Source organism: Streptomyces sp. PU-14G, from assembly GCF_041028275.1.
GTDB lineage: Bacteria > Actinomycetota > Actinomycetes > Streptomycetales > Streptomycetaceae > Streptomyces.
The window spans coordinates 24757-48679 of record NZ_JASKYT010000008.1; the positions used below are offsets into that span (position 1 = coordinate 24757).

General features: G+C 72.3%; 25 protein-coding genes. 13 read left to right on the forward strand and 12 right to left on the reverse strand.

Going from position 1 to position 23923, the window contains the following annotated elements; translation table 11 throughout:
• Nucleotides 1–16: 16 nt before the first annotated feature.
• Complete coding sequence (locus AB8Z75_RS02115) at nt 17–532, reverse strand: DUF6624 domain-containing protein (protein ID WP_369199597.1); 516 nt, start codon at nt 530–532, stop codon at nt 17–19.
• A gap of 281 nt (nt 533–813) precedes the next feature.
• Between AB8Z75_RS02115 and AB8Z75_RS02120 the strand changes: the two genes are divergently transcribed.
• The 4 genes from AB8Z75_RS02120 (at nt 814) to AB8Z75_RS02135 (ending at nt 4233) form a co-directional block, all read left to right on the forward strand.
• Nucleotides 814–1605 (forward strand): 2-keto-4-pentenoate hydratase, encoded by a 792-nt coding sequence (locus AB8Z75_RS02120; protein ID WP_369199598.1) that lies wholly within the window; start codon nt 814–816, stop codon nt 1603–1605.
• 115 nt (nt 1606–1720) lie between these two features.
• A complete protein-coding gene (locus AB8Z75_RS02125; protein WP_369199599.1) occupies nt 1721–2680 on the forward strand; it encodes an acetaldehyde dehydrogenase (acetylating) in 960 nt (319 codons plus the stop codon).
• Nucleotides 2681–2703: 23 nt separating this feature from the next.
• On the forward strand, nt 2704–3741 hold the full coding sequence (dmpG, locus tag AB8Z75_RS02130) for a 4-hydroxy-2-oxovalerate aldolase (protein WP_369199600.1): 1038 nt from the start codon (nt 2704–2706) through the stop codon (nt 3739–3741).
• Nucleotides 3742–3816: 75 nt separating this feature from the next.
• The gene (locus AB8Z75_RS02135) at nt 3817–4233 is read left to right on the forward strand and encodes a YrdB family protein (RefSeq protein ID WP_369199601.1); all 417 of its coding nucleotides are present in this window, start codon (nt 3817–3819) and stop codon (nt 4231–4233) included.
• Between the two features lie 242 nt (nt 4234–4475).
• Here AB8Z75_RS02135 and AB8Z75_RS02140 read toward each other — a convergent pair whose 3' ends face one another.
• The gene (locus tag AB8Z75_RS02140) at nt 4476–5222 is read right to left on the reverse strand and encodes an IclR family transcriptional regulator (protein WP_369199602.1); all 747 of its coding nucleotides are present in this window, start codon (nt 5220–5222) and stop codon (nt 4476–4478) included.
• A 220-nt stretch (nt 5223–5442) separates the two neighbouring features.
• Between AB8Z75_RS02140 and AB8Z75_RS02145 the strand changes: the two genes are divergently transcribed.
• Complete coding sequence (locus AB8Z75_RS02145; RefSeq protein ID WP_369199603.1) at nt 5443–6603, forward strand: Rieske 2Fe-2S domain-containing protein; 1161 nt, start codon at nt 5443–5445, stop codon at nt 6601–6603.
• On the forward strand, nt 6600–6830 hold the full coding sequence (locus AB8Z75_RS02150) for a hypothetical protein (RefSeq protein ID WP_369199604.1): 231 nt from the start codon (nt 6600–6602) through the stop codon (nt 6828–6830). The genes AB8Z75_RS02145 and AB8Z75_RS02150 overlap by 4 nt, the downstream gene beginning before the upstream one ends.
• A 63-nt stretch (nt 6831–6893) precedes the next feature.
• Here AB8Z75_RS02150 and AB8Z75_RS02155 read toward each other — a convergent pair whose 3' ends face one another.
• Entirely contained in the window at nt 6894–7748 is an 855-nt protein-coding gene (locus AB8Z75_RS02155; RefSeq protein ID WP_369199605.1) for a class I SAM-dependent methyltransferase, read from the reverse strand.
• Between the two features lie 150 nt (nt 7749–7898).
• Nucleotides 7899–8501: a TetR/AcrR family transcriptional regulator gene (locus AB8Z75_RS02160; protein WP_369199606.1), complete on the reverse strand. Its 603-nt coding sequence runs from the start codon at nt 8499–8501 to the stop codon at nt 7899–7901.
• A 124-nt stretch (nt 8502–8625) separates the two neighbouring features.
• Here AB8Z75_RS02160 and AB8Z75_RS02165 point away from each other — a divergent pair, with 124 nt between their 5' ends.
• On the forward strand, nt 8626–9219 hold the full coding sequence (locus AB8Z75_RS02165; RefSeq protein WP_369199607.1) for an NADAR family protein: 594 nt from the start codon (nt 8626–8628) through the stop codon (nt 9217–9219).
• On the opposite strand, the gene AB8Z75_RS02170 is transcribed toward AB8Z75_RS02165, so the two are convergent.
• The 4 genes from AB8Z75_RS02170 to AB8Z75_RS02185 are packed head-to-tail and all read right to left on the reverse strand — an operon-like array spanning nt 9167 to nt 12685.
• Nucleotides 9167–10288 carry an NAD(P)H-dependent flavin oxidoreductase gene (locus AB8Z75_RS02170; RefSeq protein ID WP_369199608.1) on the reverse strand — a complete coding sequence of 374 codons (1122 nt, stop codon included), beginning with the start codon at nt 10286–10288 and terminating at the stop codon, nt 9167–9169. The genes AB8Z75_RS02165 and AB8Z75_RS02170 overlap by 53 nt on opposite strands.
• A complete protein-coding gene (locus tag AB8Z75_RS02175; protein ID WP_369199609.1) occupies nt 10285–11040 on the reverse strand; it encodes a CoA-transferase subunit beta in 756 nt (251 codons plus the stop codon). Before AB8Z75_RS02175 ends, AB8Z75_RS02170 begins: the two co-directional genes overlap by 4 nt.
• On the reverse strand, nt 11037–11918 hold the full coding sequence (locus AB8Z75_RS02180) for a CoA transferase subunit A (protein WP_369199610.1): 882 nt from the start codon (nt 11916–11918) through the stop codon (nt 11037–11039). The genes AB8Z75_RS02175 and AB8Z75_RS02180 overlap by 4 nt, the downstream gene beginning before the upstream one ends.
• Nucleotides 11915–12685, reverse strand: coding sequence for an enoyl-CoA hydratase family protein (locus AB8Z75_RS02185; protein ID WP_369199611.1), 771 nt, complete (start codon nt 12683–12685; stop codon nt 11915–11917). The genes AB8Z75_RS02180 and AB8Z75_RS02185 overlap by 4 nt, the downstream gene beginning before the upstream one ends.
• Before the next feature lie 141 nt (nt 12686–12826).
• On the opposite strand from AB8Z75_RS02185, the gene AB8Z75_RS02190 reads away from it, so the two are divergent.
• The 3 genes from AB8Z75_RS02190 (at nt 12827) to AB8Z75_RS02200 (ending at nt 15326) form a co-directional block, all read left to right on the forward strand.
• A complete protein-coding gene (locus tag AB8Z75_RS02190; protein ID WP_369199612.1) occupies nt 12827–13585 on the forward strand; it encodes an SDR family oxidoreductase in 759 nt (252 codons plus the stop codon).
• Between the two features lie 70 nt (nt 13586–13655).
• Complete coding sequence (locus AB8Z75_RS02195; protein ID WP_369199613.1) at nt 13656–14588, forward strand: SDR family oxidoreductase; 933 nt, start codon at nt 13656–13658, stop codon at nt 14586–14588.
• Nucleotides 14589–14693: 105 nt separating this feature from the next.
• Entirely contained in the window at nt 14694–15326 is a 633-nt protein-coding gene (locus tag AB8Z75_RS02200) for a Uma2 family endonuclease (RefSeq protein WP_369199614.1), read from the forward strand.
• A gap of 35 nt (nt 15327–15361) precedes the next feature.
• Here AB8Z75_RS02200 and AB8Z75_RS02205 read toward each other — a convergent pair whose 3' ends face one another.
• The 3 genes from AB8Z75_RS02205 to phnA all read right to left on the reverse strand — a co-directional run bounded on the left by AB8Z75_RS02205 (nt 15362) and on the right by phnA (nt 19288).
• Nucleotides 15362–16492 carry a TIGR03364 family FAD-dependent oxidoreductase gene (locus AB8Z75_RS02205; protein ID WP_369199615.1) on the reverse strand — a complete coding sequence of 377 codons (1131 nt, stop codon included), beginning with the start codon at nt 16490–16492 and terminating at the stop codon, nt 15362–15364.
• Entirely contained in the window at nt 16473–17954 is a 1482-nt protein-coding gene (locus tag AB8Z75_RS02210; protein WP_369199616.1) for an MFS transporter, read from the reverse strand. The genes AB8Z75_RS02205 and AB8Z75_RS02210 overlap by 20 nt, the downstream gene beginning before the upstream one ends.
• 74 nt (nt 17955–18028) lie before the next feature.
• Complete coding sequence (gene phnA, locus AB8Z75_RS02215; RefSeq protein ID WP_369199617.1) at nt 18029–19288, reverse strand: phosphonoacetate hydrolase; 1260 nt, start codon at nt 19286–19288, stop codon at nt 18029–18031.
• 207 nt (nt 19289–19495) lie between these two features.
• On the opposite strand from phnA, the gene AB8Z75_RS02220 reads away from it, so the two are divergent.
• From AB8Z75_RS02220 to AB8Z75_RS02230, 3 genes are all read left to right on the forward strand, one after another.
• A complete protein-coding gene (locus tag AB8Z75_RS02220; RefSeq protein ID WP_369199618.1) occupies nt 19496–20446 on the forward strand; it encodes a LysR family transcriptional regulator in 951 nt (316 codons plus the stop codon).
• 214 nt (nt 20447–20660) lie between these two features.
• Nucleotides 20661–22097, forward strand: coding sequence for a hypothetical protein (locus AB8Z75_RS02225; protein WP_369199619.1), 1437 nt, complete (start codon nt 20661–20663; stop codon nt 22095–22097).
• Nucleotides 22098–22105: 8 nt separating this feature from the next.
• Nucleotides 22106–22882 (forward strand): 2'-5' RNA ligase family protein, encoded by a 777-nt coding sequence (locus AB8Z75_RS02230; RefSeq protein ID WP_369199620.1) that lies wholly within the window; start codon nt 22106–22108, stop codon nt 22880–22882.
• Between the two features lie 186 nt (nt 22883–23068).
• Here AB8Z75_RS02230 and AB8Z75_RS02235 read toward each other — a convergent pair whose 3' ends face one another.
• Entirely contained in the window at nt 23069–23554 is a 486-nt protein-coding gene (locus tag AB8Z75_RS02235) for an ATP-binding protein (protein WP_369199621.1), read from the reverse strand.
• Nucleotides 23555–23923: the final 369 nt, after the last annotated feature.

Below are 23923 nucleotides of genomic sequence, written 5' to 3' on the forward strand. Positions count from 1 at the left end.
CCGTGTCCCCTCCCGGCTACTTTTCCGGCAGGTACTGCGCCACGTACTCCGCGAACGGCGGAATGCCCACGTCGCGGCGGTAGGCGTCCATCTTCTCCGGGTCCTCCACCGGCCACAGGACCGGTTCCCCGGTGTCGGACACGCCCTGGATCTGGGTGCCGTAGCGCTGGGGCAGGCCCGCGTTGACGTGCAGCCGGTCGCTGAGGAAGGCCTGGCGGGCAGGCCCCTCGGGACCAGCCGTACCGTCCTCGACCGCCGCTTCCAGCAGCCGCAGGGCCAGCCGCTGCACATCGATCTGACGGTCGGCGTGCTGGGCGACCAGCCAGGCGCCGAGCGTTCCCTCTTCTCCCACCTCCTCGGCGGTCGGCCAGTGACCGTGCTGCTCCAGCAGGACGCGCAGCCGGTCGCCGTGCCGGGCGGTCAGCCGCCGCCAGGCGAGCTGTTCTGCCAGGTCGGCGCTGTTGCCCTGGGGCGCGGCGGCGTTGTCCGCCGCCTTCATCGTGACGAGTTCGTGCGCGAGTTCGGCATGCATGCCCTCACCCTAGGAGCGGTTTCCGTGCCGAATCTCGTCCTGCGAGACGGTGACGAAGGCGCCGACACGCGGCCATAATGGAAGACACGACGAGCCGCTGCGCCCGAAGACATCCCCCCTGGCGCCCTACCCGCTCGCCCCATCCCCCCGGCCCCGCCCGGCTCGGCCTGCGTGCCGTGCCCGCGGCCCGTCCCGCTCAACGGGAGCTTCGGCACCGGCCGTGCTCGCCCCTGCCTACGGTCCGAGAGCCGGTCGGACCGACGGAGGGGACGGGAGAGCACATGCTGGACGAGGCCGAGCGCCGTAAGGCCGCCGACGCGCTGGGCGCGGCTGAGCGGGAGCGCACCCCGCTGCCGCCCCTGCGCGTCACCTGGCCCGGGATCGACACCGACGACGCGTACGCCGTCCAGCTCCTCGGCATCCACGACCGGTGCGTGGCGGGCGCCCGCGTCGTCGGCCACAAGGTGGGGCTCTCCTCGCCCGTGATGCAGCGGATGATGGGCGTCGACGAGCCCGACTACGGACACCTGCTCGACGACATGGAGTTGAGTGAGCACACCCCCGTCGAGGTGGCGCGCTACTGCGCGCCCCGCATCGAGGTGGAGCTCGCCTTCGTGCTGGGCGCCGATCTGCCCTCCCAGGAGTGCACCGTCGAGGACGTGCTGCGCGCCACCGAGGCGTTCGCACCGGCCATCGAACTGATCGACAGCCGGATACAGGACTGGGACATCCGCATCGCCGACACCGTCGCCGACAACGCCTCCTCCGCCGGCTTCGTACTGGGCCGTGGCCGGGTACGCCCCGCCGACGTGGACCGGTGCGCCGTGTCCGCCGAGCTGTACGGGGCCGACGGCGCGCGACTCGCCGCCGGGCGGGCCGACGCGGTGCTGGGGGACCCGGCGCGGGCGGTCGCCTGGCTCGCGCGGAAGATCGCCGGGTTCGGGGTGCGGCTGCGCGCCGGGGACGTGGTACTGCCCGGCTCCTGCACACGGGCCGTCGACGTACGGGGCGGGGCGACCTACCGGGCCGCGTTCGGCGCGGGACTCGGCGAGGTGGCCCTCACCTTCGCGTAACGACCTTCGCGTAACGAGAGGCCCTGGTCGCCAGCCTCGCCACGCCCCTGTGCCGCCCCCGGCCTGCGGAACGGCCGGGGCGCCGCAACCACGAGAGACGGGAGAGCCACCCCTCATGCCAACCGAAGTGCCGCGCAAGGCGCGGGCCGCGATCGTCGGGCCCGGGAACATCGGTACGGACCTGCTGTACAAACTCCTGCGCTCCGCACAGGTGCAGCCCCGCTGGATGGTGGGCGTCGACCCGACCAGCGAGGGACTCCGGCGGGCCGCGGAACTGGGTCTGGAGACCAGCCACGAGGGCGTGGACTGGTTGCTGGAGCGGCCCGAGACGCCCGATCTGGTCTTCGAGGCGACCAGCGCGGCGGTGCACCGCGCGAACGCGCCCCGCTACGCCGAGCGCGGCATCCCCTGCGTCGACCTGACCCCGGCGAAGCTGGGCCCGGCCGTCGTCCCGGCGGTGAACCTGGACGACAACCTGGACGCGCCGAACGTCAACCTGATCACGTGCGGTGGTCAGGCCACCATCCCCATGGTGGCCGCCGTCTCCCGCGTCGTTCCCGTCCCCTACGCGGAGATCGTCGCCTCCGTGGCGTCGCCGTCCGCGGGACCCGGCACCCGGGCCAACATCGACGAGTTCACCCGCACCACCCGCTGGGGCATCGAACACATCGGCGGCGCCGAACGCGGCAAGGCCATCATCATCCTCAATCCGGCCGAGCCGCCGATGCTGATGCGGGACACGGTCTACTGCCAGATCCCCGACCGGGCGGCCGAGGACGAGGACACCCGGCAGGCGCTCGTGGCCTCCGTCCGTGAGATGGCCGCCTCCGTCGCCACCTACGTGCCCGGCTATCAGCTGCGCGGCGAACCGCAGTTCGAGGCGGCGACCCCCACGGCACCCGCCCGCGTCGCGGTCCTCCTCGAAGTCGCCGGCGCCGGCGACTTTCTCCCGCCGTACGCCGGGAACCTCGACATCATGACCGCCGCGGCGACCCGCGTGGGGGAGGGGTTCGCCGCGCGGATCACGGCACGCACCGGCCCCGGCGCGCCGCAGCCGTCGTCGACCACCGCCTGACCGCCCGAAGGGGAGCACCCACCATGACAACGCCGGCCGCACTCGACATCCGGGTCACCGACTCCTCCCTGCGCGACGGCTCGCACGCCAAGCAGCACCGTTTCACCGCCGACCACGTCCGCTCCATCGTCGCCGCCCTGGACGACGCGGGCGTGCCCGTGATCGAGGTGACACACGGGGACGGGCTGGGCGGATCCTCGTTCAACTACGGATTCAGCCACACCCCGGAGCAGGAACTGATCGCCCAGGCGGTCAAGACGGCGACCCGGGCGCGCATCGCCTTCCTCATGCTGCCGGGGCTCGGCGTCAAGGACGACATCCGGGCGGCCTGCGACAACGGCGCCGAGATCTGCCGGATCGCCACGCACTGCACCGAGGCGGACATCGCCGACCAGCACTTCGGGCTGGCCCGCGAGATCGGCCTGGAGACCGTCGGCTTCCTGATGATGGCGCACAGCCGGCCGCCGCAGGTGCTGGCGGCCCAGGCGCGGCGCATGGCGGATGCCGGCTGCCAGTGCGTGTACGTGGTCGACTCCGCCGGCGCCCTCGTCCTGGAGGAGGTCACGGAGCGGGTGGCCGCGATGGTCGCGGAACTCGGCGACGACGCGCAGGTCGGCTTCCACGGGCACGAGAACCTGGGCCTGGGCGTGGCCAACTCGGTGCTCGCCGTCCGCGCGGGTGCCCGGCAGATCGACGGTTCCACACGGCGGTTCGGAGCGGGCGCGGGCAACACCCCGGTGGAGGCGTTCACCGCGGTCGCCGAACGCCTCGGCATCCGTACCGGCATCGACGTCCTCAAGATCGCCGACGCGGCCGAGGACGTGGTGCTGCCCGTCATGGACGAGGAGTGCAAGCTGGGCCGCCTGGAGCTGATGATGGGCCACGCGGGCGTCTACTCCAGCTTCCTCAAGCACGCCGACCGCTGGGCCCGCCGCTACGGCGTCTCCGGTGCGGAGATCCTGCTGCGCGCGGGGGAGCGCAAGCTCGTGGGCGGCCAGGAGGACCAACTCATCGACATCGCCAGGGAACTGGCCGCCGAGCGCGCCAACGCCCCGGTGTGAGCCGTAATATGCGCCCTCCCGGCCGAGGCGAGCCGCTGCTCGCGAGGTCGCCCGTGCGACGGTCGAGAGGACACCATGCGCACAACGCCCGGCTCCCCCACCCCACTCGAGCCCCCGCACGTGCTGGACGAGCGGCGCTGGTACGTCGCCAACGAAGTCCTGGCGTTCCTTCTCGAGCTGGCCGCTCTGGCGTGTCTGGGCTGGTGGGGGTCAACCGCCGCTGACGGCACGGCTCTGCGCGTCCTGCTGGGGGCGGGATTGCCCCTGGTGGCGATCGTGCTGTGGTCGCTCTTCGCCGCGCCGAAGGCGCGCCTGCGGCCCCGGCTGCCCTTGGTGCTCGCCGTCAAGGCGCTGGTACTGGGCGGTGGAGCGGTCGCGCTGTACGGAGTCGGGCACCCGGTCGCTGCCGTCGCCATGGCGGTCGTCGTCGTGGTGAACACCGCGGTGGCCGAGACGTTCCGCCGCCGGCCGACCACCTCGCCCACCGGGTAGGTGGCCGCCGGTTGGCGGCAGGTGGGCAGGAAGGCCGACCCCTGGGCCGGGTCCCGGAGGGGGAACGCCTCGCCGGCTGTATTGGCGCCCCCCGTCGAAGACGGTGGCGGATCTGGTCGGCAGGAGGGCGGCTGCGGACAGCGCTGCCGGACTCCGGTTCCCCGGGCCCGCGGTTGGGCCGCCCGCGCTCCGAACAGGGGCGCAGGGCTCGACCGTGGTGCGGGCCAGGCTCGCCGGCCCGGTCAGCCGACGCGGCTCGCCGACGTGCGCCAGATGTGGGCCGCCGCCTGGCGCACCAGGGAGGGCAGTCCGGACGCGGACCGTACGCGCTGGGCGGGGCCGCACACGGAGACCGCGGCCAGCGCTGGGGCGTTCTCGCCCGCGCCGACCACGGGGGCGGCGACGCACGCGACGCCGCGCACGGCCTCCTCGCGGTCGTGGGCGACGCCGCGTTCCCGGATCTGGGCCAGCTCCGCGTGCAGCCGCTGGGGCAGTCCGGCCGCTGTGGCGCGGGGCGCGTGGGCGAGCAGCGCCTTGCCCACTCCGGTGCGCGCGGCGGGCAGCCGGCCGCCGATCCGGGAGGGCAGGAGGGTGCCGAAGCGGTTGCCGACCTTGTCGAGGTAGACGACGTCCGCGGCGCCTTCGTCGAGGATCGCCAGGTGCGCCACCAGCCCCGTCGACTGGTGCAGTTGGTGCAGGTGGGGTGCCGCGGCCTCGCGTACCCGGTCCTGGTGGATGACCAGGGCGCCCAGCTCCATGATCCGCATGCCGAGCCGGTAGGTGTGCGCGTCGCGCCGCAGGTACTTCACCTCGGCCAGGTGTTCCAGGATGCGGTGCGCGGAGGACCGGGGGAGCCCGGTGCGGCGCACGACTTGGGCGAGGGTCAGTCCGTCGGCGCTCTCGAAGGCGTCCAGGATCGTCACGACCCGGTCGATCATCGAGACCGGTGTGGACGCTGCGACGGCGTGCTCCGGGGCGGTGACGCTCATGGGACCTCCTAGCGGCGCTCGCGAGACACCCGTGTCTCGTTGCCGGGAGGCTACGCGCGGTCCTCGGCGCGCGGGAAGAGGGTTGCACTGCCTAATCGAAATACCTCGGGGCGCGGTGACCGCCGCCCCCGCGCCCTCCCGGTGAGCGGGACCGTCCCCTGTGTGCGGCCCGCGCACCGCCCGAGACTCGGCCCACCGGCACTCAGGTGGAGGCGAGACGATGAGCGTGCGCAGCGGCACGGATCAGGGACCACGGACCATCGAGGCGGGCGCGCCGCCCACCCGGTACGCGCGGGGCTGGCACTGCCTCGGCCTCGCCGACGGCTTCAAGGACGGCAGGCCCCACGAGATCGAGGCGTTCGGCACCAAGCTCGTCGTCTTCCAGGCGGAGAGCACCGGGCAACTGCACGTCCTCAACGCCTTCTGCCCCCACATGGGCGGCAACCTCGCCGACGGCACCGTCAAGGGTGACGCGCTCGCCTGCCCCTTCCACGACTGGCGGTGGGGCGGCGACGGCAGGTGCGCCGGCATCCCGTACGCGCACCGGGTACCGCGCCGGGCCCGCACCCGCGCCTGGCGCACGCTGGAGGAGAACAAGCAGCTGTTCGTCTGGCACGACCCGCAGGGCGCGTCACCCCCCGAGGGGGTGACGATCCCGCGCATCGAGGGGGCGTTCAGCGGCGAGTGGAGCGACTGGACCTGGCACACGCTGCGCATCGACGGCGCCAACTGCCGCGAGATCGTGGACAACGTGGTCGACATGGCCCACTTCTTCTACGTCCACAACTCCTTCCCCACCTACTTCAAGAACGTCTTCGAGGGGCACGTCGCCACCCAGTACATGACCAGCGACCCGCGCGAGGACATGACCGCCGCCGACACCCTCTCCGCGCAGGGCAGGCTGCGCTCCGAAGCCTCGTACCACGGGCCTTCCTACATGATCGACCACCTGTGGACGGAGGTCGGCGGCGCGACCGTCGAGACGGTGCTGATCAACTGCCACTACCCGGTGACGCCCGACGCGTTCGTGCTCCAGTACGGGGCCATCGTCAAGAAGCTCCCCGGCATGAGCGACGAAGAGGCCGCGCAGGCCGCGGCCCAGGCGTCCGAAGGGCTGGCCGCCGGCTTCGAGGAGGACGTCGCCATCTGGCGGAACAAGACCCGCATCGACAACCCCCTGCTGTGCGACCAGGACGGCCCCGTCTACCAGCTCCGCCGCTGGTACGAGCAGTTCTATGTGGACACCGACGAGGTCCGCTCCGAGATGACCGACCGCTTCGAGTTCGAGATCGACACCGAGCGGGCCGTGGCCGTCTGGCGCGCCGAGGTCGAGGCCAACCTGGCGAGCCGCCGGGGCGCGGCCACCGCAGGGGAGAAGTGACCGCGCCCGTGCTGGAGCCCGTGACCTGCCGGACCTGCTCCACCCAGGTGCTGGTCGAGAAGCGCAGCCTCCCGCACACCACCGTGCAGTGGACCTGCTCGACCACCCGCTGCCCCGAACTGGCCGGGCGCGGGCCCGCCGGTGTCGCGGTCTGCACCCGGCTCCGCGCCTCGATCGAAGGTGCGGTCAGGGAGGGGCGCCTGAGGGTGACCGGCGACGACGAGTGACCCGGCGCGCGGCGGGGCCGTCGACCGCGGAAGCCGAAGGACGGCCCCCGCCCGCGCGCCCCGTCACACCGCGGTGGAGCCCTCCGCGGGCGGCACCGGCGCCGCGGGGGCGGCCTGGAAGTGGCGCGCGGGGGCCGGCGCGGGCTCCGCGCTCACGCGGATCTTGGACTGGCCGTGGCCGCGCAGTTCCCAGTCGTCCATGAAGCGGGCGCGCAGCCCGTGGTCGTTGGCCAGGGCGGTGAGGGTCTCGGTGCGGTAGTAGAAGTCCTCGCGCAGTACGTGGTGCTCGCTGCCCAGGGTGCGGTCGAAGGTGAAGTCGAAGAACCCGCCGGGCGCCAGCACGCGTCCGACGTGTGCCAGGCACTCGTCGATGATCTCCAGCGGGGAGTGCGAGAAGACGCTGTGCGCGTGCACGACGTCGAAGTGGGCGTCCGGGAGGAAGTCCAGGGTCAGGTCCTGGGTGAGGGTGAGGTGGGGCAGCTTGGCCTGGAGTCCCTCGGCGGCGAGGGTGCGTTTCGCGGCGACGAGCACGTCGGGGGAGATGTCGATGCCGTAGTAGTGGCCCGGCTCCAGGTAGTCGATGAAGCGCCGGCCCGCGCGGAGGTTGCCGCAGCCGATGTCGAGCATCCGGTGTCCGGGCTCCAGCCCGTGGGCGCGCAGGTAGTCGAACTGGAGCTCGCCCAGTTGCAGCCAGGCCTCGTGGGTGGGGCTGCCCACGGCGGCCTCCGGGCTGCGCCGGGTGTCGGAGGCCATGACGGCCCGGTAGTAACTGACGTGGTCGCGGTGGAGGAAAGCCAGCCAGCGGTCACGCCCGGCGCGCTTGAGGTGGGCCGGGACGCGGTGCGGGTGCGTCAAGGCGTAGCGGGCCTTGTGGGAGAGTGCGGTGCGGTCGGCTTGGAGGTTCTTCCTGCTGGCCATGCGTACTCCGTCTCCGTCCCGGGCCGCCCTGGGCGGGGCCGCGGGGAGCGGCTGCGCGGGTCGGCGGTGGCTGGCGCCGTACGCACGCGCGGTGCGCTCGTACGACGAACGTACTGACCGCCAGTCTCGGCAACGGCGGACGCGCGCGGGTCAGCGGACTGGGCCGGTCGGACCCATCGGGTCACCCGGCCGTGCGACGCACGCGCCGTCGAGGTAGAGCCGCGTCACCGACTCCGCCGCCTCGTCGAGCGAGTCCCCGATCAGCTGCGGATACAGCAGCGCGCCCTGAACGAGCACCCCGTGCAGCGCCCCGAGGCGTTGCGCGCTCAGGTCGGTGCGGAAGGTGCCTTCCCGCTGCCCGCGCCGCGCCAGTTCGACCAGCGGCCCGGACACCGCCAGCTCGCGCTCGCTCGGCCCTTCGGCAGGCCCTGAGGCCACCAGCGTCCAGTACGCGCGCCCCACCCCGAGCAGGGCGCGGGTGGTGCGCACCACGGTGGCGCGCAGCTCCCCGCCCTCGTGCAGCGCCGCCCGCACGGCGCGTACCCCCTCGTCGGCGGAGAACTGGGACAGCTCCGTCAGCAGCGCCTCACGGGTGGCGAAGTGCCGGTAGACGGTGGCCCGGCCCACTCCGGCGGCCCGCGCGATGTCCGCCATGCCGGCGCCCGTTCCCCGCTCGCGCAGCGCCGCCGCGGCTCCGCGCAGGATGACCCGCCGCTGACGCACAGCCTGGGAGGACTCTTCCGCACCGCTCACGCCAGGCACCCTACGCGGCCGTCGCCCGGCGAAAAGCGCTGGGCCGTACGGGTGGAATCCTGAGAGGCTGCGGTGAGCGGGGGCGGGGGAGAGCGGTGAGCGGGAGCGGGGAAGAGGAGTCGGGATGAGCCGAGCGGCGGACGGCACGGCGGCGCGTGACGTCGAGGAGCTGTGCCGGGTGGCGCGGGCGGGCCGCCGGGTGAAGTACCTCTTCTTCTGGGGACACAGGCCGCCCGCCTCGGGCGGCATCGGGCCCGGCTGCCTGAGCCAGTGGTGGCCGGCCCGCTTCCGGGTCGACGGCGTGGAGTACCCGGGCGCCGAGCACTACATGATGGCCGCGAAGGCGCGCCTGTTCGGTGACGAGGAGACCCGGCGCCGGGTGATCGAGGCCCCGCACCCGGGCGCCGCCAAGGCCCTGGGCCGCCAGGTCCGCGGCTTCGACCAGGAGACCTGGGCCCGGGAGCGGTACGGCATCGTCGTCGCCGCGAACACCGCGAAGTTCGGCCAGGACCCGCGCCTGGCCGCGTTCCTGGCGGGCACGGCGGGCCGGGTGCTGGTCGAGGCCAGCCCCGTGGACCGGGTCTGGGGCATCGGCCTGGCGGCCGACGACGCGCGTGCCACGGACCCCGCGCGCTGGCGCGGTGACAACCTGCTCGGCTTCGCCCTCATGGAGACCCGGGCAGCGCTGGCCCCGGTGCGGCAGCCGGCCGGGGGCTGACCCGCGAGGCCAGCTCGGTCAGCTGCCGGGCCGCCTGCGCGACCGTCGTCTCCACCACCTCCGCGACGCTCGGCAGGTCGTCGATCAGCCCGGCGACCTGCCCGGCCGCCATCACCCCCGCGTCGGTGCGGCCCTCCACCATGGCGGCCTTCAGCAGCATCGGGGTGTTGGCGGCCAGCAGCGTCTGGGAGAGGGTCAGGTCCTTGCCGTGGCGCAGCGCCCGGCCGTCGCGGAGCATCGCCGCCCACGTCAGGCCCGAGTCCTTCTTGAAGGCGGCGGCGTGCCGCAGCGCCCGCAGCAGGGAGGCCGCCCGGCCCGACGACTCCAGCGCGGCGACCATCTCGCTGCGCAGCATCCGGTGCGGCAGCCCGTCGACCTTCGTGGTGACGGTGACGTCGGTGACCTTCGCCGCCAGATACCGGGCCTTGACCGCGTCGGGCACCGTCGACTCGCGGGTCAGCAGGAAGCGGGTGCCCATGGCCGCGCCGGCCGCGCCGTAACACAGCGCCGCGGCCAGCCCCCGCCCGTCGCGGAAGCCGCCCGCGCCGATGACCGGCAGGTCCACGGCGTCGACCACCTGCGGCAGCAGCACCGAGGTGGCGACCTGCCCGGTGTGCCCGCCGCCCTCGCCGCCCTGCACCAGCACCGCGTCCGCACCCCACGCGGCGACCTTCTCCGCGTGCCGGACCGCGCCGACGGACGGGATGACGACCACCCCGGCGTCCTTGAGCGTGGCGATCAGCTCCCGCGAGGGGGCGAGCGCGAACGAGGCCACGCGCACCCCCTCCTCGATGAGCAGCCGCACCCGCTCGGCCGCGTCCCCGGCGTCGGCGCGCAGGTTGACGCCGAACGGCGCCGCCGTGCGGGACCTGACCTCGCGCACCGCCTCCCGCAGCCGCGGCAGCGTCATCGTCGCGGACGCCAGGATGCCCAGCGCGCCTGCCTCGGCCGTCGCCGCGACCAGCCGCGGCCCGGCCACCCAGCCCATGCCGGTCTGCACCAGCGGATGGCGCACCCCCACGAGCGAGGTCAGCGGAGTGGTGAGCGGACCCGCGGGGCCCGCGGTCATGCGCGCACCTCCCGGTCGCGGGCGGCGCGCGGATCCAGCACCTCGCGGATCAGCCGCAGCTCCTCGCCGCTCGGCTCCCGGGTGGTGGGCACCTCCTCGGGAACCTCCAGCGCGAACCCCGTCCGCTCCTGTACGTGCGCCGCCTCGACACCCGGATGGACGCTCGCCAGCCGCATCCGGTGGTCCGCCGTGGCGAAGTCGAGCACCGCCAGGTCGGTGACGACGCGCCGCAGCCCGTGGAAGCGGGCGGCCGAGGGCCCCGCCTCGGCCGCCCGGTCGAAGCCCACACCGCTGACCATGTCCACCCGCTCGACGAAGACCCGCGCCGAGTGCCGCGGCACCCAGTAGGAGACCGGGTGGTTGACGGTGTTGGACGGCGCCCCGCGCGCGCCGAGCAGCTGCCGCTCCGGCCGCTCCCACGGGCCGATGCAGGAGATGTTCTGGTTGCCGTACCTGTCGAGCTGGCTGGCGCCCATCATCATGTGGCGCTTGCCGCGCGCCGCGAGGGAGAGGTGCTTGCGGTACGGCAGCCAGCCCTCGACGTGCGTGGGGTCGCCCGGGTCGGCCAGCAGCATGGCCTCCGAGTCGGTCAGCAGCAGCGCGGGGCTGAAGGTCAGCCGCGCCAGGCGGGCGCCGAGCGCCGGGACGGTGCCGGCCGTGGCGGCCAGCACCTCCCCGTCGCCCCGCCAGGCCTCGGCGCAGGCGACGACGCAGATCTCGGCACGGGTGGCGGCGGTGGCGGTGCGGGTCACTGGCTGGTGTCCTTCCGCTGGGAACCGGTCTCTTCCGCGAGCGCGTCGACCGCCCGGTGGTAGTCGTCCTCGTCTCCGGCGAGGAAGCGCTCCTCGAACGCCCGCCACTCCTCCGGGTCCCGGGCCGCTCGCACGTACGCGCCCTGGAACGCCTCGTCGCGCCCGTAGTCGGGGGCGCAGCCGGTGAAGTGCGCGCCGCGCGGCGTGTGCAGTACGCCGGTGACGTTCTGCCGCTGCACCAGCAGCGACTGCGGCGGCCCCTCGAACCGCTCCACGATCCGCTCGCAGGACAGGTACGTGCGCTCGGCGGCCTCGGTGAACAGGTCGTCGAAGAACGGGTCGGGGCCGAGGAACTGCCCGTTGCCGCGCACGTCGGCGCGGTTGACGTGGACGAGCGCCACGTCCATCCGCAGCGCCGGCGCCGCCAGCAGCTCCTCGCCGTCCTCGTACGGCGAGGTGACCGTGCGCAGCCGGGGGTTGTGGCGCGGCACGTCGGAGCCGAGGCCGCCGCGCACCGGCATGAACGGCAGCCGGTGCGCGGCGGCCGTCAGCCCCCACAGGAACATCGACTCGTCCCACTCCTCGAAGGCGAAGGCCCCCGCCTCGCGGGCCGCCCGGAAGTGCGGCTCCAGCGGAACCGAGTCCAGCGTCACGAACGGCGCGACCAGCTTGCCGATCCGCCCTGCCGCCGCCAGCAGCCCCACGTCGGGCCCGCCGCAGGAGATGACGGTCAGGTCCTTCACGTCCGTCCGCAGCAGCGCCCGCACCAGCGCCATCGGTTTGCGCCGCGAGCCCCAGCCGCCGATGCCGACGGTCATGCCGGACTCGATCCCGGCGGCGAACTCCTCGGTCGTCAGTCGTTTGTCGAGGTCACTCACGTCGTTCGCCCTCCCTGCGCGGTACGCGCGTCGACGAAGGAGTCGCGGTGCCGGTCGGCGACACCGCTCAGGTTGGCCTCGAAGGTGAAGCCCTGTTCGTAGCGGTAGCTGCGGCGCACGTCCACGGGGTCGATCCCGTTGAGGGCTTCCTTGGCCAGGCGCAGCAGATAGCCGTCCTTGCCCGCGATCTCCGCCGCCAGCCCCAGCGCCGCATCCGGCAGCGTGTCCGCGCTCTCGGCCAGCTCCCAGACCGCTCCGTGGCGGTGGAGTTCGCGGGCGGTGAGGGTGCGACCCGTGTAGTAGAGGGTGCGCATCAGGTGGGGCGGCAGCATGCGGGACAGGTGGGTGGCCGCGCCCAGGGCTCCCCGGTCGAGCTCGGGGAGCCCGAAGGTGGCGTCCTCGCTCGCCACGATCGCGTCGGCGTTGCCCACCAGGCCGATGCCGCCGCCGAGGCAGTGGCCGTGGACGGCCGCGACGACGGGCACCTCGCACTCGTAGACCGCCGCGAACGCGGCGGCGCAGCCCCGGTTGGCCCCGATGAGGGCCTCGTGCCCCGCGGTGCGCTGCATCTCCTTGATGTCGACTCCGGCGTTGAATCCGCGGCCCCTGGCGGACAGCACCACGGCGCGTACGGCCTGGTCGCGGCCCGCCGCGGTGACGGCTTCGGCCAGGTCGTACCAGCCGCGCACCGGGAGGGCGTTGACGGGTGGATGGTCGACGGTCACCACGGCGACGCCGTCGCGTGGTGTGGAGGTGGAGACAGTCATGGACGGATCAGCTACCTTTCCACCTAACGTTTGTTTGGTGAGAAGCTAGCAGTGTGCCGGTGCGCTGCGGAAGAGAGGAAGCCGTTTCGGGACCTGGGCGAGCCCGCCGCAGGCCTGCCGGCACCAACCCGAGGGAGCACCATGACCGTTGCCGTCGTCACCGGCGGAACCCGCGGAGTGGGCGCGGGCATCGCCCGAGCCTTCCTGCGCACCGGCGCCGAGGTCGTCATCTGCGGCCGCCGCCCGCCCCCGGCCCCGCTCACCGCGGCGGGCCGCGCAGCCCGCTACCTCCCCCTCGACGTCCGCGACCCGCACGCCGCGCGGGAATTCTGCGCCCAAGTGGCCCGCGACCACGGATCCCTCGACGTCCTGGTCAACAACGCGGGCGGCACCCCCTACCGCCCCCTGTCCGAGGGCTCGGCTGACCACCACGCACGCGTGATCGAGCTCAACCTGCTGGCCCCGCTCCACCTCTCCCGTGCCGCCCACGCCGTGATGCGCGAACAGGCGGGCGGTGGAGCCGTCGTGATGGTGGGCAGCGTCAGCGGCGAGCGCCCCTCGCCCGGCACGGCCGCGTACGGGGCGGCCAAGGCGGGCCTGGAGAACCTGGCGCGGTCGATGGCGATGGAGTGGGCTCAAGAGCGGATCCGGGTCAACACGGTCGTACTCGGCATGGCCCGCACCGAGCGCACCGCACTGCACTACGGGGACGAGGCCGGGGTCGCGGCCGTCGGCGCCACGGTGCCGATGGGACGGCTCGCCGAGCCCGACGAGGTGGGGGACGCCTGCGTCTTCCTGGCCTCGGACGCCGCCCGCTACATCTCCGGAGCCTCGCTCGCGGTCCACGGCGGCGGCGAGCGCCCCGCCTTCCTGCACGTGGCGAACGCCAACAAGACCTGAGCCGCCCACCGCCACTCCCCGAAGCCCGACCCCTGCCCGCAGCCGTACTCCACCACCCCCAGGAGGACACATGTCCGCACAGCACGCGTCCGCTCCCCGCCCGGCCGAGGGCCGGGTCGTCGTCGTCACCGGCGCGGGGCGGGGCCTCGGCAGGGCGCACGCGCTCGCGTTCGCCCGCGCCGGCGCACGGGTCGTCGTCAACGACCTCGGCGTCGCCCTGGACGGCGCCGCCGGCGCGGAGACACCCGCCGAACAGGTGGCGGCGGAAATCCGGGCGCAGGGCGGCGAAGCCGCCGTCAGCACGGACGACGTCGCCGACAGCGCGGGCGCCGCCGGCCTCGTCCGCACGGCGCTGGACCACTTCGGCCGCCTCGACACCCTCGTCAACAACGCCGGTTTCCTGCGGGACCGGATGCTGGTCAACCTCGACGAGGACGACTGGGACGCGGTCGTGCGCGTCCACCTCAAGGGACACTTCCTGCCGATGAAACACGCGGCGGCGCACTGGCGTACCGAGGCGAAAGCGGGCCGCACGCCCGAGGCCCGCGTCGTGAACACCTCCTCGGGCGCGGGCCTGCTGGGCGCGGTGGGGCAGGGCAACTACGCGGCGGCCAAGGCGGGGATCGCCGCGCTGACCCTCGTCGCGGCGGCGGAGTTCGGCCGCTACGGCGTCCAGGTCAACGCCGTCGCACCGGCCGCCCGCACCCGCATGACCGAGCAGGCGTTCGCCGAGGACATGGCAGCGCCCACCGACGGCGGCTTCGACGCGATGGCCCCGGAGAACGTCTCCCCCCTCGTCGTCTATCTGGGCTCGGCCGCCTCCGCCGGTGTCACAGGACGCGTCTTCGAGGCCGAGGGCGGTCGCATCACCGTCATGGACGGCTGGCGCCGCACCGCACACACCGACAAGTCGGCCCGCTGGGACGCGGCGGAACTGGACGCTCCGATCCGCCAGCTCCTGGGCGAGGCCCCCACCCCCGAACCGGTCTACGGTGCGCGGTGAGGGTGCGCGAGCGGGCGTGACCCGTTCGGACGAACGGCTCCCGCGTTCATATGCGTAGTGGCTGGCTACGCTGGCATCGTCGCTCCGTGACGAAGGAGGTCTGCCGTGGCGGTAACGGTCCCTGAGTGCGAACCTGACGTGGTGGCTCACGACGACGACAGCGCGGTACCCGACGAGAGCCTGGTGTACGGACCAGGCCCGTCGGTGGAGGACGCCTTCGACGCGATGAGCGCGGCAGCCCCCAAGGGGTGGCGCGTGGAGTTGATCGAAGGGGAGATCCATCTCGTGCCACCTGCGCATGGCAACCATGAAGAAGTCGTGTCGGAGATCGGGGAGCAGGTCGTGTCGCGAAGGCGGGAGGCGAGCCTGCGCACGTACTTCGGCATCGGCCTCACGCTCCCCGGCGACACACCTGAGGGCCGCGTCGAGCCGGACCTCGTCCTCGCCCCCAAGGGCAGCTTCGACGACGACGTCCGCTGGCACGACCCCGCGCCCGTCCTCCTCGTCGGGGAGGTCACCTCCCCGTCCACGGCGGCCAAGGACAGGGGGCCGAAGGCGCGCGGGTTCGCCCGTGCGGGCATCCCGTGCTACCTGCTCATCGACCGCGAGGCGGAGGAGGTCCGCGTGCACACGGACCCCGAGGGGGAGAAGTACACGCAGATCGCCATCGTGCCGCTCGGCAAGACGATCGCTCTCCCCGATCCTCTCGGATTCGACCTGGACACCGCCGAGTTCTGAGCCCGGACCGTCCCCCCTGGCGCAGCGGGGGCCGGTCAGCCGACGACCTCCTCCGCGAGCCCGAACGAGAGGGTCATCCCCGCTCCGCCGACGCCGTTGACCACGGTCACCCCCGGTTCGGGCGTGACGACGAGTTCCGTGCGGCCGTCCCGCAACGACGGGTAGTAGCCCTCCCACCGTTCGGTCACCTCGGTGGAGGGCACGTCGGCGAAGCGGGCCAGGTAGCGCAGCACCGCCTCGTTGACCGACTCGTCCTGGAACGGGTCGTGGGTCATCGCGTAGGCGTGGGAGTCGCCCACGGTCAACCGCCCGTCCGCGGTCTGCGACAGCAGGACGTGGATGCCGTGCCCCCGCTCGAAGGGCAGTTCGGCGTCGAGTCGTTCCGCCAACTGCCGCCTGGCGGCCAGGCCGTCGAAGGCCGCGTAGTGCAGCAGGGTCAGCCCGCCGCACAGCATCGGGCCGAGCTGCCAGCCTCCGGGCTGTACGCCGGTGCGCATCATCTGGAGTTTGCAGCGGACCAGCCCGCTGTCGGCGAAGACGTCCGGATACAGGGTGGCGAAGTCGTTGCCGCTGCACACGTACACCCGGTCGGCCCGCCAGGTGCCGCCCGTCGTGGTCAGGTGCGGCATGTCGATGCCGCGTACGGTCTCGCCGAACCGCACGTGAACGCCGTACTCCCCGGCCAGGTGGGAGGCGACCGCGGGGATGGCGCCGCGCGGATCGACGTTCACCTCGGTGGGGCTCCACAGCGCGGCGCGCAGCCCGTCCCGGCGCACGGCGGGGCCGCGGTGGGCCGCCTCGGAGGCCGTCAGCAGCCGGGCGCCGCGCTCCCCGGCGGCGGGCGCGGCGGCCAGGAACTCCTCCAGCACGGCCACTTCGTCGTCGTGGTGCGCCAGGTGCAGCGATCCGGCCTCCACCGCCCACAGCCCCGTCTTGGCGGCGATCTCCAGCCACACCTCGCGGCTGCGCAGGGCCCGTTCGTAGATCGCGCCGCGCTGCTGGCCGATGGCCCAGATCATGCCGAAGTTGCGTATGGAGGCGCCGGTGGCGAACGCGTCGCGCTCGAAGAGGACGACGCGGTCCCCGCGCCGCGCCGCGGCCAGCGCGTGGGCCAGGCCGACGATCCCGCCGCCGACGACGGCGGTGTCAACGCTTTTGGCTGTCATGGGTGTTCCCTTCCCCGAGGGCGCGTGGGCGCCGGTTCCAGTGCGGAAGCAGGAGCAGTCCCGCGAGCAGTGCGGCGCCCGCGAAGCCGTAGAAGAGCGCGTCGCCGGACAGGAAGCCGGGCAGCAGGCCGCCGAGCACCGCGCCGACGGAGCCGCAGCCGTTGACCAGCCCGGCTGCCGTGCCCGCGCCGCTCTCGGAGCCGAAGTCGACGGCGGCCACGCAGGAGATGAGCGCGTCTGCCGCGTACAGGGCCAGCCCGATGACCGCCAGCACGGCGATCATCACGCCGGGGCTGCCGGTGGCGGTCAGCGGCATGAACAGGGCCATCGCCGCCGTCAGCAGGGCGAGTGCGAGCACGCAGGGCGGCACCCGGCGGGAGCGGAAGAGGGTGTCGGAGAGCCAGCCGCTGAGGATCGGGGCGACGACCCCGGTGACGCCGAAGGCGACGGGGATCAGCGTCGCACCGACCTTGTCGATCTCCGGCAGCCGTCTGGAGACGAGGACGGGGCCCCACAGCAGGATCGCGTAGCGGGCGGGTTTCAGCAGGAAGTAGGCGGCGCCCAGGGTCGGCACCATCTTCTCGCGCAGCGTCTCCCGGTAGAGGGCGGCCACGTCACGGCGTGCCGCGCTCGGCGCCGCGGCCTGCCCGTTCGGTGCCTGCTCTCTCCCGCCCGGCTGGTCCGGCCTGCCCGGCTGGCCCGGCCCGTCCGGCTCACCTGGCTCCGGCCCGTCCGGCTCCGGCCCGTCCGTCGGCGGTGGAAGACCCACGTCCTGCGGCCGGTCCCGCTGGAAGACCAGGAACAGCGCGAGCACCACCGTGAGCGTGGCGGAGCCGGCGAAGAACGCGGCACGCCAGGTGTCGAAGACCGAGTACGCCCACCAGCCGAGGAACGGGGGTGCGACCAGCCCGCCGAACGCGTAGTTGGTGCTCCACACCCCCAGCACCCGGCCGCGCTCGGAGACGGTGAAGAAGTTGCTCATGTTCTTGCACAGCGGTGCCCACCCGGCGGACTGGGCCAGGCCCTGCACCACCATCGCGGCGCCGAACGCCAGCAGGGTGCCGCTGAGCCCCATCGTCACCGAGGCCAGTACGGCCCCCACCATGCCGCCCGCCACCACCACGCGCGGGCCGAACCTGTCCGCCCACATGCCCCAGGTGAACTGGCCGACCGCGTACGCCACCAGGTAGACCGCGTCCACCACGCCCAGGACGCGTTCGGTCAGTACCCCGCCCACCAGCGGGTCGTCGAGGATGCCGAGTTTGGCGACGGAGAACGCCTGGCGTACGAAGTAGAAGCCCGCGTAGGCGAGCCAGGTGATGGCGAAGATCTGCCGGCGCCAGCGGGTGGCCCGGCGCCAGGGCTGGGTGCGGCGCACCGCCTCCCTGGTGCTCAGCGGTCGCTCGGTCGGTGTGTGTGCGGTTGTCCCGTGCTCTCTGTCCGGTGGTGCGAGGTCGGCCATGGCGGGTCCTGTCCTCGGCGGGAGGGGGAGAGATGAGGGTGTGAGAAGCGAGGAGGCTGGGCAGCGGGCGGGGCTCAGCGCGCGGCGAGCGCCGTACCGATCCAGAAGCTGTCGAAGTTGCGCAGCCTGTGGCCCTCGGGCAGGTCGTCGACCGGGGCGTTGACCAGGAGCGGCACCCGCTGTTCGGTCAGCCCGCCGTGCGAGCGCAGCGGTTCGGCGAAGCCGGAGATGTCGTGCCGCTCGGGGGTGGTGCCGAGCGTCGTGTTGCGCTCGGCGATGACGACGAGTTCGCCGATCCGGTCACCGGGCAGTTCGAAGCGGACGCACGCCTCCTCGCGGGTGAGCACCTCGGCGACGCCCGGCAGCCCGCGCACCTCGTCTCCGAGCGCGGGCAGGTCGGCCCCGGGCGGCAGGTGGACGGTCGCGTAGGAGCCGAGGGCGCCGTGGTGCACGGTGTAGGGGTCGGTGATCGGGAGCACCACCCGGGCGGCACCGGCGCCGAGCCGGCTGTCGAGGACGTCCTGGAGGAAGACGACCTGGGCCGCGCCGGCGCCGTCGGTCTTGGCGTTCATGCCGTGGTCGGCGGTGACGACCAGAACGGCACCCAGCGCGTCGATCTGCTCGAAGTAGCCGTCGAGCATCGCGTAGAAGTCGTTCGCGACCGGCGAGCCCGGGGCGTGCTTGTGCTGGATGTAGTCGGTGAGCGACAGGTACGTCAGCTGCGGGCGGTCGGACTCCAGCACGGCCACCCCCGCGGCCATCACCAGCTCGCTCAGCTCGGCGCTGTAGACGGAGGGCTGGGCCATGCCGGTGCGCTCCAGCACCTTGCCGATGCCGTGCTCCGCCTCCGTCGTCTCGCTCGCCTTCTCGGCGGAGAAGCAGATACCGCCGCGCAGTCCGCGCCCCAGCAGCCGGCGCAGTTTGTCCTTCGCGGTGACGACGGTGACCAGGGCGCCCGCCTGCGAGAACCGCTCGAAGAGCGTCTCGGCGCGCAGCAGGCCGGGGTCGTTCATCATGACCTCACAGCCGGTGTCGGGGTCGTAGAAGTAGTTGCCGCAGATGCCGTGCACCGAGGGCGGGGCGCCGGTGGCGATGGACAGGTTGTTGGGGTTGGTGAACGACGGCATGGTGCAGTCGGCCCGCAGGTCGGCCCCGCGCTCCAGCATCCGCTCCAGGAAGGGCATGCGGCCGTCGGCGACGGCCCGCTCGTGGTAGGCGGCCTCGCTTCCGTCCACGCACACCACGACAACGGGCCGGTTCGGCCAGGCGTAGCCGCGGCCGTTGATCTCCAGCCGCTCGGGCCGGCCGGGCTGCTCGCAGACAGCTGCGCTCATTGGCGTCTCCACCCCTGTGTCGGTCGGGCGCGGCGGTTTCGTGCCGCGCTGCCGTCATGGGTAGCACCGGCCGCGCGGCCGTCAGAACCACCGGAAGCGCTATACGGCCCATAACCATGCGCATCCCGTCCGGACCCCTCACAGGCAGCGGTTTTCCGGGGTAGGCTCGCCGCGCACGCCGGTCGGGCGGTCGTCATGGGGAGCGCCGTGGAACTCAACCTCCACCGTCTGTGGATCTTCATGAAGGTCGTCGAGCACCAGGGGTTCTCGGCCGCGGCGCGAGAGCTGTACATGAGCCAGCCCTCCGTCTCCAATCAGGTCCGCCGCCTGGAGCAGTCCCTGCACGTGCCGCTGATCGACCGCTCGGGGCTGCACGCCACCCCCACCGCCGAGGGCGAGGTGCTGGCCGCCTACGGCGAGCGGGTCTTCCTGCTCGCCCAGGAGGCCGTGGCGGCGGTCCGGCAGGTGAGCGGGCTGGTCACCGGACGGCTGCTGGTGGGCGGCTCCACCACGGTCGGCACCTATCTGCTGCCCGCGCTGCTGGCCCGCTACCGTGCCGTGCATCCCGGAATCGAGGCCGACATCTACGTCGGCAACAACGAGGCGGTCCAGGAGCGGCTGTTGAGCGGCCAGATCGGTGTCGCGGTGGTCGCGGGCCTGCCGCACGCCGCGCAACTGCGTGCGGAGGCGGTGCTGGGGGAGCGGCTCGTGCTGATCGCCCCGCCCGGGCATCCGCTCGTCGGGACCGACAGCCCGGTCACTCCCGAGGCGCTGGCCGAGGAGCGTTTCCTGCTGCGTGAGCCGGGCTCCCAGACCAGGGAGCTCCAGGAGCAGGTGCTGGCGGAGTGGGGGCTCGCCCGGGCGCCACGCGGTGACGTCTGGGGCCCTGAGGCGGTCAAGCAGTGTGTAGCCGCGGGGCTGGGCCTCGCGTTGATCTCCGAGCACGCGGTGGACGGCGACGTGCGGGCGGGCACGCTCTCCGTGCTTCCGGTGCACCCCCGGCCACAGGCACGGCCCATCAGCCTCGTACGCCGCAGAGACCGCCTGCTCTCCCCGGCCGAACGCGCCTTCGTCGCCCTACTCCGAGCCCAACACGACTGGCCGCACGGAGAGGACCCGGAGTGCGCGCGCCGAAGGGGCACAAGCAGGCCACCGTAGAACCTGCCTGCACCTGAGGTACTGGCTACCGAGATCGTTGAGGATCTTCAAGCCGCGATGGAGGAGTTCGCCGCTATCGCGGAGATTTTGCAGCGAACAAGAACCGAGCGAGGGGTACAGAGAAAACAGAGAAAGTGGCGGACAAGTAGCAAGAGAGCGCATAGCCTCAGAGCGTTGCTGGCGGCGCCGATCTATGCTCACCCAGCCTTCTACGATGTACTGGCGCGATCGTTCGGCGGCGTTGGCGGAGACGTGGGCGGCAGGGGAGTTTGTGCCGATGCAGATGACGCTCTTTCGTCAGCTCGTCCATGAGCGTGGTTGGACGACGGTGGAGACCTTCGCCGTGCACTTCGCCAGAGCCGCTCGGGAGCTCGCGGAACAGTCGGAGGAACCCCGGTTGGCGAGCGTCAGCGTCGCACGTCGCAGCTTCGACCGCTGGGTGGCCGGGAACCTGAAGACGATGCCGCAGCGGGACACCCGGAGAGTCCTGGAACATCTGTTCCAGACCCCCGCTGCGCGGCTTTTCGCTCCACTCGGCGACCCGTCGGCGGACTCCTCCATCCGGCCCCAGGAATCCGTTGATCCGCCGGCGCCCATGGCCCCGCCATCAGCCCCTTTTCATCAAGGCTTCGACTCTCCGTTCGAGATTGTCACCCAAGCTCAAAACTTAGCCCGCTCCAACACCGACAGCGCGCTCCTGACCCAGGTACAGGCTTCACTCGAGAGCATCGTCGGCCGGTACGAAGCTCTCGGACCTCAACACTTGGTCGGAGAGACCCGGCTATTGCGAACCATGCTGCACACCTTGCTGGGCGGGCAGCAGCCGCCCCGAATGCGGGCCGAACTGTTCGCGTTGGCAGGACGTGCCTCGGGCCTCTTGGCCTACATGGCGGTCAACGCCGGCGCGGGATTGCAGGTGGCGGAGGCATACTGCGGAGAAACCGAGACTCTTGCGCGAGAAATCGGGGATACCCGCCTGCAGATGTGGGCTGCCGGCACGCGGTCGCTCGGCTTGTACTACCACCGGCACTATGCGGACGCGGACGCCGCGGCGGCAGCGGGTTTTGCTCTGGCTCCCCACAGCGGGCAGGCCGTCCGCCTGCTTGCCAACGGGCGGGCGCGTGCCCAAGCGCGCTTGGGGGACAGAAGCGGGGCGGAGAAGTCGATCGGGCGAGCGCTGGAGCTCTCCGACCGTCAGCCCTCGCTTCCTGCGGGTCTTACTCCCTGCATCGCTTTCACTGAGTACAGCCCAGCCCGCACACTGGCCAACGTGATCACTGCCCGGCTCTCCCTCAACGACACACGCGACGTGTTGTCCTGCGCCGAGGAGATCGAGGGTCTGGTCGAGCAGTCGGATTCCGAATGGAGTCGTGCGCTGGTGCGTCTCGATGTCGCCACAGCGCTCCTCCAACAGGAGCGGCCCGAAGTAGAGCACTCCATGGCTCTCGGCCGCAGCGCTCTGCGGGCAGGCACTACCGCGCCGATCAAATCGGTGTGGCAGCGTGCGAACGAGCTGTACGAACGCGCCCAACCCTGGCACACCGAATCCGCGGTAGGGGACTATGCCGATGAACTGCGGGCGTGGCGCTCGAAGCCCCAAGCTGAGCTGGTGGTTTCCGGGCCAGGCGGGGCGTCCGTGCCAGAGAGGTGAGGAGACACGTGGCAACACTGTTGGAGGCCGACCCAAGGGCATTCCCTTCCAGCCCGCCGGCCGATCTTGACGACCATGAGCTGATCGTCAAGAACGACTGGTACGCCTTCGCTGCCTTGGAGCGAATGACCGACCACTGGGCCCGCCCTGGTTGGTCCGATGGCCGCCGGGCGTACTACTGGATGCTCACGTTCTCCGACTGCCCGCGCTTGCTCAGTCATGCCCAGCGCTGCCAGAACGAACTGGCTGATCTGGGCATGGACCCAGTGCCAGACGATGGCCTGCACGTGACCATGGTGCGGATAGGGGACACCTCACAGGTCACCAACGACCAACTCCACCGTCTCACCGACTTGGCGGCACGGCTTCCCCTCGCAGCGTTTCGCTTTCGCGCGACTCCCCTTGCTGGCTCCCGGGGTGCGATCCGCTACTCGCTCTCACCCTGGGGTCCGCTGATACGCCTGCACGCAGTCCTGAGTGCGATCGGCCGCCAGACGGGCGTTCCCGGAGGGAAACCCACCGCCGCCTTCCGACCACACCTCGGTATCCAGTACAACAACCGCGACCGACCCGCAGCGCCTGTGATCGCCAGTGTTGCGCACTTGCGTACGCTCCCGCCCGTGCATCTCGACATCACCTCGGTCGACCTCGTTGAACTGCGCCGGGCGAGGGGAGAGCAGCGAGCCTACCGATGGGATGTGCAGCGGAGGATCCCGTTGGGCCACCACCACAGCCCTGCCGGTGAGGGAGGCGTCGTGCCCTTCCTGTCGGCGGGGGAGCAGTAGGCCTGGGGCTGATTCGCCCGTGCCCAGCCTTCTGACGATCGCGCGGACAGCGTGCGGATACCGGGCCGATGGCCGTCCCGCCGCTGTCCGGATGGCGGGGGCTACCGGAGGTGAGAGACTCGTGACCGAGTCCCTTGGCCTCACGCAAGCGCAACCGGCAACTCCGCAGGCCGTTGCGGTCCGTGGTCACGCGACCCTACTGGGCAAGACGAATACGGCAATCACGGCTTTGCCGATCTCGACTCGCTTGACCCTCCAGGCTGTGGCGCAGTGCGCGACGATGAGCAGACCCTGGCCGGTCTCGGGCAGCGATTCCACGTCGATGCCGTCGAGCCCGAGCTTGTCCTGACCGACGAGCGGGGCGGATTGCGCTGAGGGGATGACCGTTGTGTCAGTTCCCCGATCGGTGACCTCGATCACGGCCCCGTGCTCGTAGACGCCGAGGGCGAGAGACACTGCGCCTCCGGCATGGCGAACAGCGTTACCCACGATTTCGTCAGTGACCAGAACGGCGTCGTCGACCCGGCCCTCCTCGGCCCGGCCGTTCAGCGCTTCCCGTACTGCTCGCCGGGCCAACGATCCGGGTGCGGCGAGGTGGCTGAGGTTGAACTGACGAGTGTCGACCAGCCTCCCCAGGACCGGCTCCTCGATCAGCTTGGTTGTCGGAGTCATTGCTCGCATCCCCATGTCGGTACGCCTGTGGCGCGGGTCGTGAGATCGACCCGGCTGCCACTGTCCCCGGATCACCGGTGGCACCGGTACGCCAGAGCGCCGCCGCATCGAGGCCATCTCCGGGAGTTGGCATGCGACAGCACGGCCCCTCACCAACCGCCTCCCCACGGTCCTGGCCCCGGCCGGGGCCGTGTTGCTCCTCCCGCAGACGAGTCGCTGTTCCGCGATGAAAGTGGCTCCGCATTGAAGTGGCCCAGATATGGCTGCGCTTTGGCGTACCGGTGCCGTCGGGTCGCGGCCATGGTTGGGATCGGCCAGGGGGCTGATGCGGCTCCGCGCGGCGCGTAGCCGCCCTCAAGGGGGACGTCC

Bases quoted from the DNA above. Each gene is read 5' to 3' on its own strand.
- phnA (WP_369199617.1), bottom strand. From the start codon at position 19,288: ATGAGCGCAGCTGTCTGCGAGCAGCCCGGCCGGCCCGAGCGGCTGGAG.
- AB8Z75_RS02135 (WP_369199601.1), top strand. From the start codon at position 3,817: ATGCGCACAACGCCCGGCTCCCCCACCCCACTCGAGCCCCCGCACGTG.
- AB8Z75_RS02155 (WP_369199605.1), bottom strand. From the start codon at position 7,748: ATGGCCAGCAGGAAGAACCTCCAAGCCGACCGCACCGCACTCTCCCAC.
- AB8Z75_RS02170 (WP_369199608.1), bottom strand. From the start codon at position 10,288: ATGACCGCGGGCCCCGCGGGTCCGCTCACCACTCCGCTGACCTCGCTC.
- AB8Z75_RS02205 (WP_369199615.1), bottom strand. From the start codon at position 16,492: ATGACAGCCAAAAGCGTTGACACCGCCGTCGTCGGCGGCGGGATCGTC.
- AB8Z75_RS02125 (WP_369199599.1), top strand. From the start codon at position 1,721: ATGCCAACCGAAGTGCCGCGCAAGGCGCGGGCCGCGATCGTCGGGCCC.
- AB8Z75_RS02165 (WP_369199607.1), top strand. From the start codon at position 8,626: ATGAGCCGAGCGGCGGACGGCACGGCGGCGCGTGACGTCGAGGAGCTG.
- AB8Z75_RS02225 (WP_369199619.1), top strand. From the start codon at position 20,661: ATGTACTGGCGCGATCGTTCGGCGGCGTTGGCGGAGACGTGGGCGGCA.
- AB8Z75_RS02195 (WP_369199613.1), top strand. From the start codon at position 13,656: ATGTCCGCACAGCACGCGTCCGCTCCCCGCCCGGCCGAGGGCCGGGTC.
- AB8Z75_RS02140 (WP_369199602.1), bottom strand. From the start codon at position 5,222: ATGAGCGTCACCGCCCCGGAGCACGCCGTCGCAGCGTCCACACCGGTC.
- AB8Z75_RS02120 (WP_369199598.1), top strand. From the start codon at position 814: ATGCTGGACGAGGCCGAGCGCCGTAAGGCCGCCGACGCGCTGGGCGCG.
- AB8Z75_RS02115 (WP_369199597.1), bottom strand. From the start codon at position 532: ATGCATGCCGAACTCGCGCACGAACTCGTCACGATGAAGGCGGCGGAC.
- AB8Z75_RS02185 (WP_369199611.1), bottom strand. From the start codon at position 12,685: ATGACTGTCTCCACCTCCACACCACGCGACGGCGTCGCCGTGGTGACC.
- dmpG (WP_369199600.1), top strand. From the start codon at position 2,704: ATGACAACGCCGGCCGCACTCGACATCCGGGTCACCGACTCCTCCCTG.
- AB8Z75_RS02210 (WP_369199616.1), bottom strand. From the start codon at position 17,954: ATGGCCGACCTCGCACCACCGGACAGAGAGCACGGGACAACCGCACAC.
- AB8Z75_RS02145 (WP_369199603.1), top strand. From the start codon at position 5,443: ATGAGCGTGCGCAGCGGCACGGATCAGGGACCACGGACCATCGAGGCG.
- AB8Z75_RS02190 (WP_369199612.1), top strand. From the start codon at position 12,827: ATGACCGTTGCCGTCGTCACCGGCGGAACCCGCGGAGTGGGCGCGGGC.
- AB8Z75_RS02235 (WP_369199621.1), bottom strand. From the start codon at position 23,554: ATGACTCCGACAACCAAGCTGATCGAGGAGCCGGTCCTGGGGAGGCTG.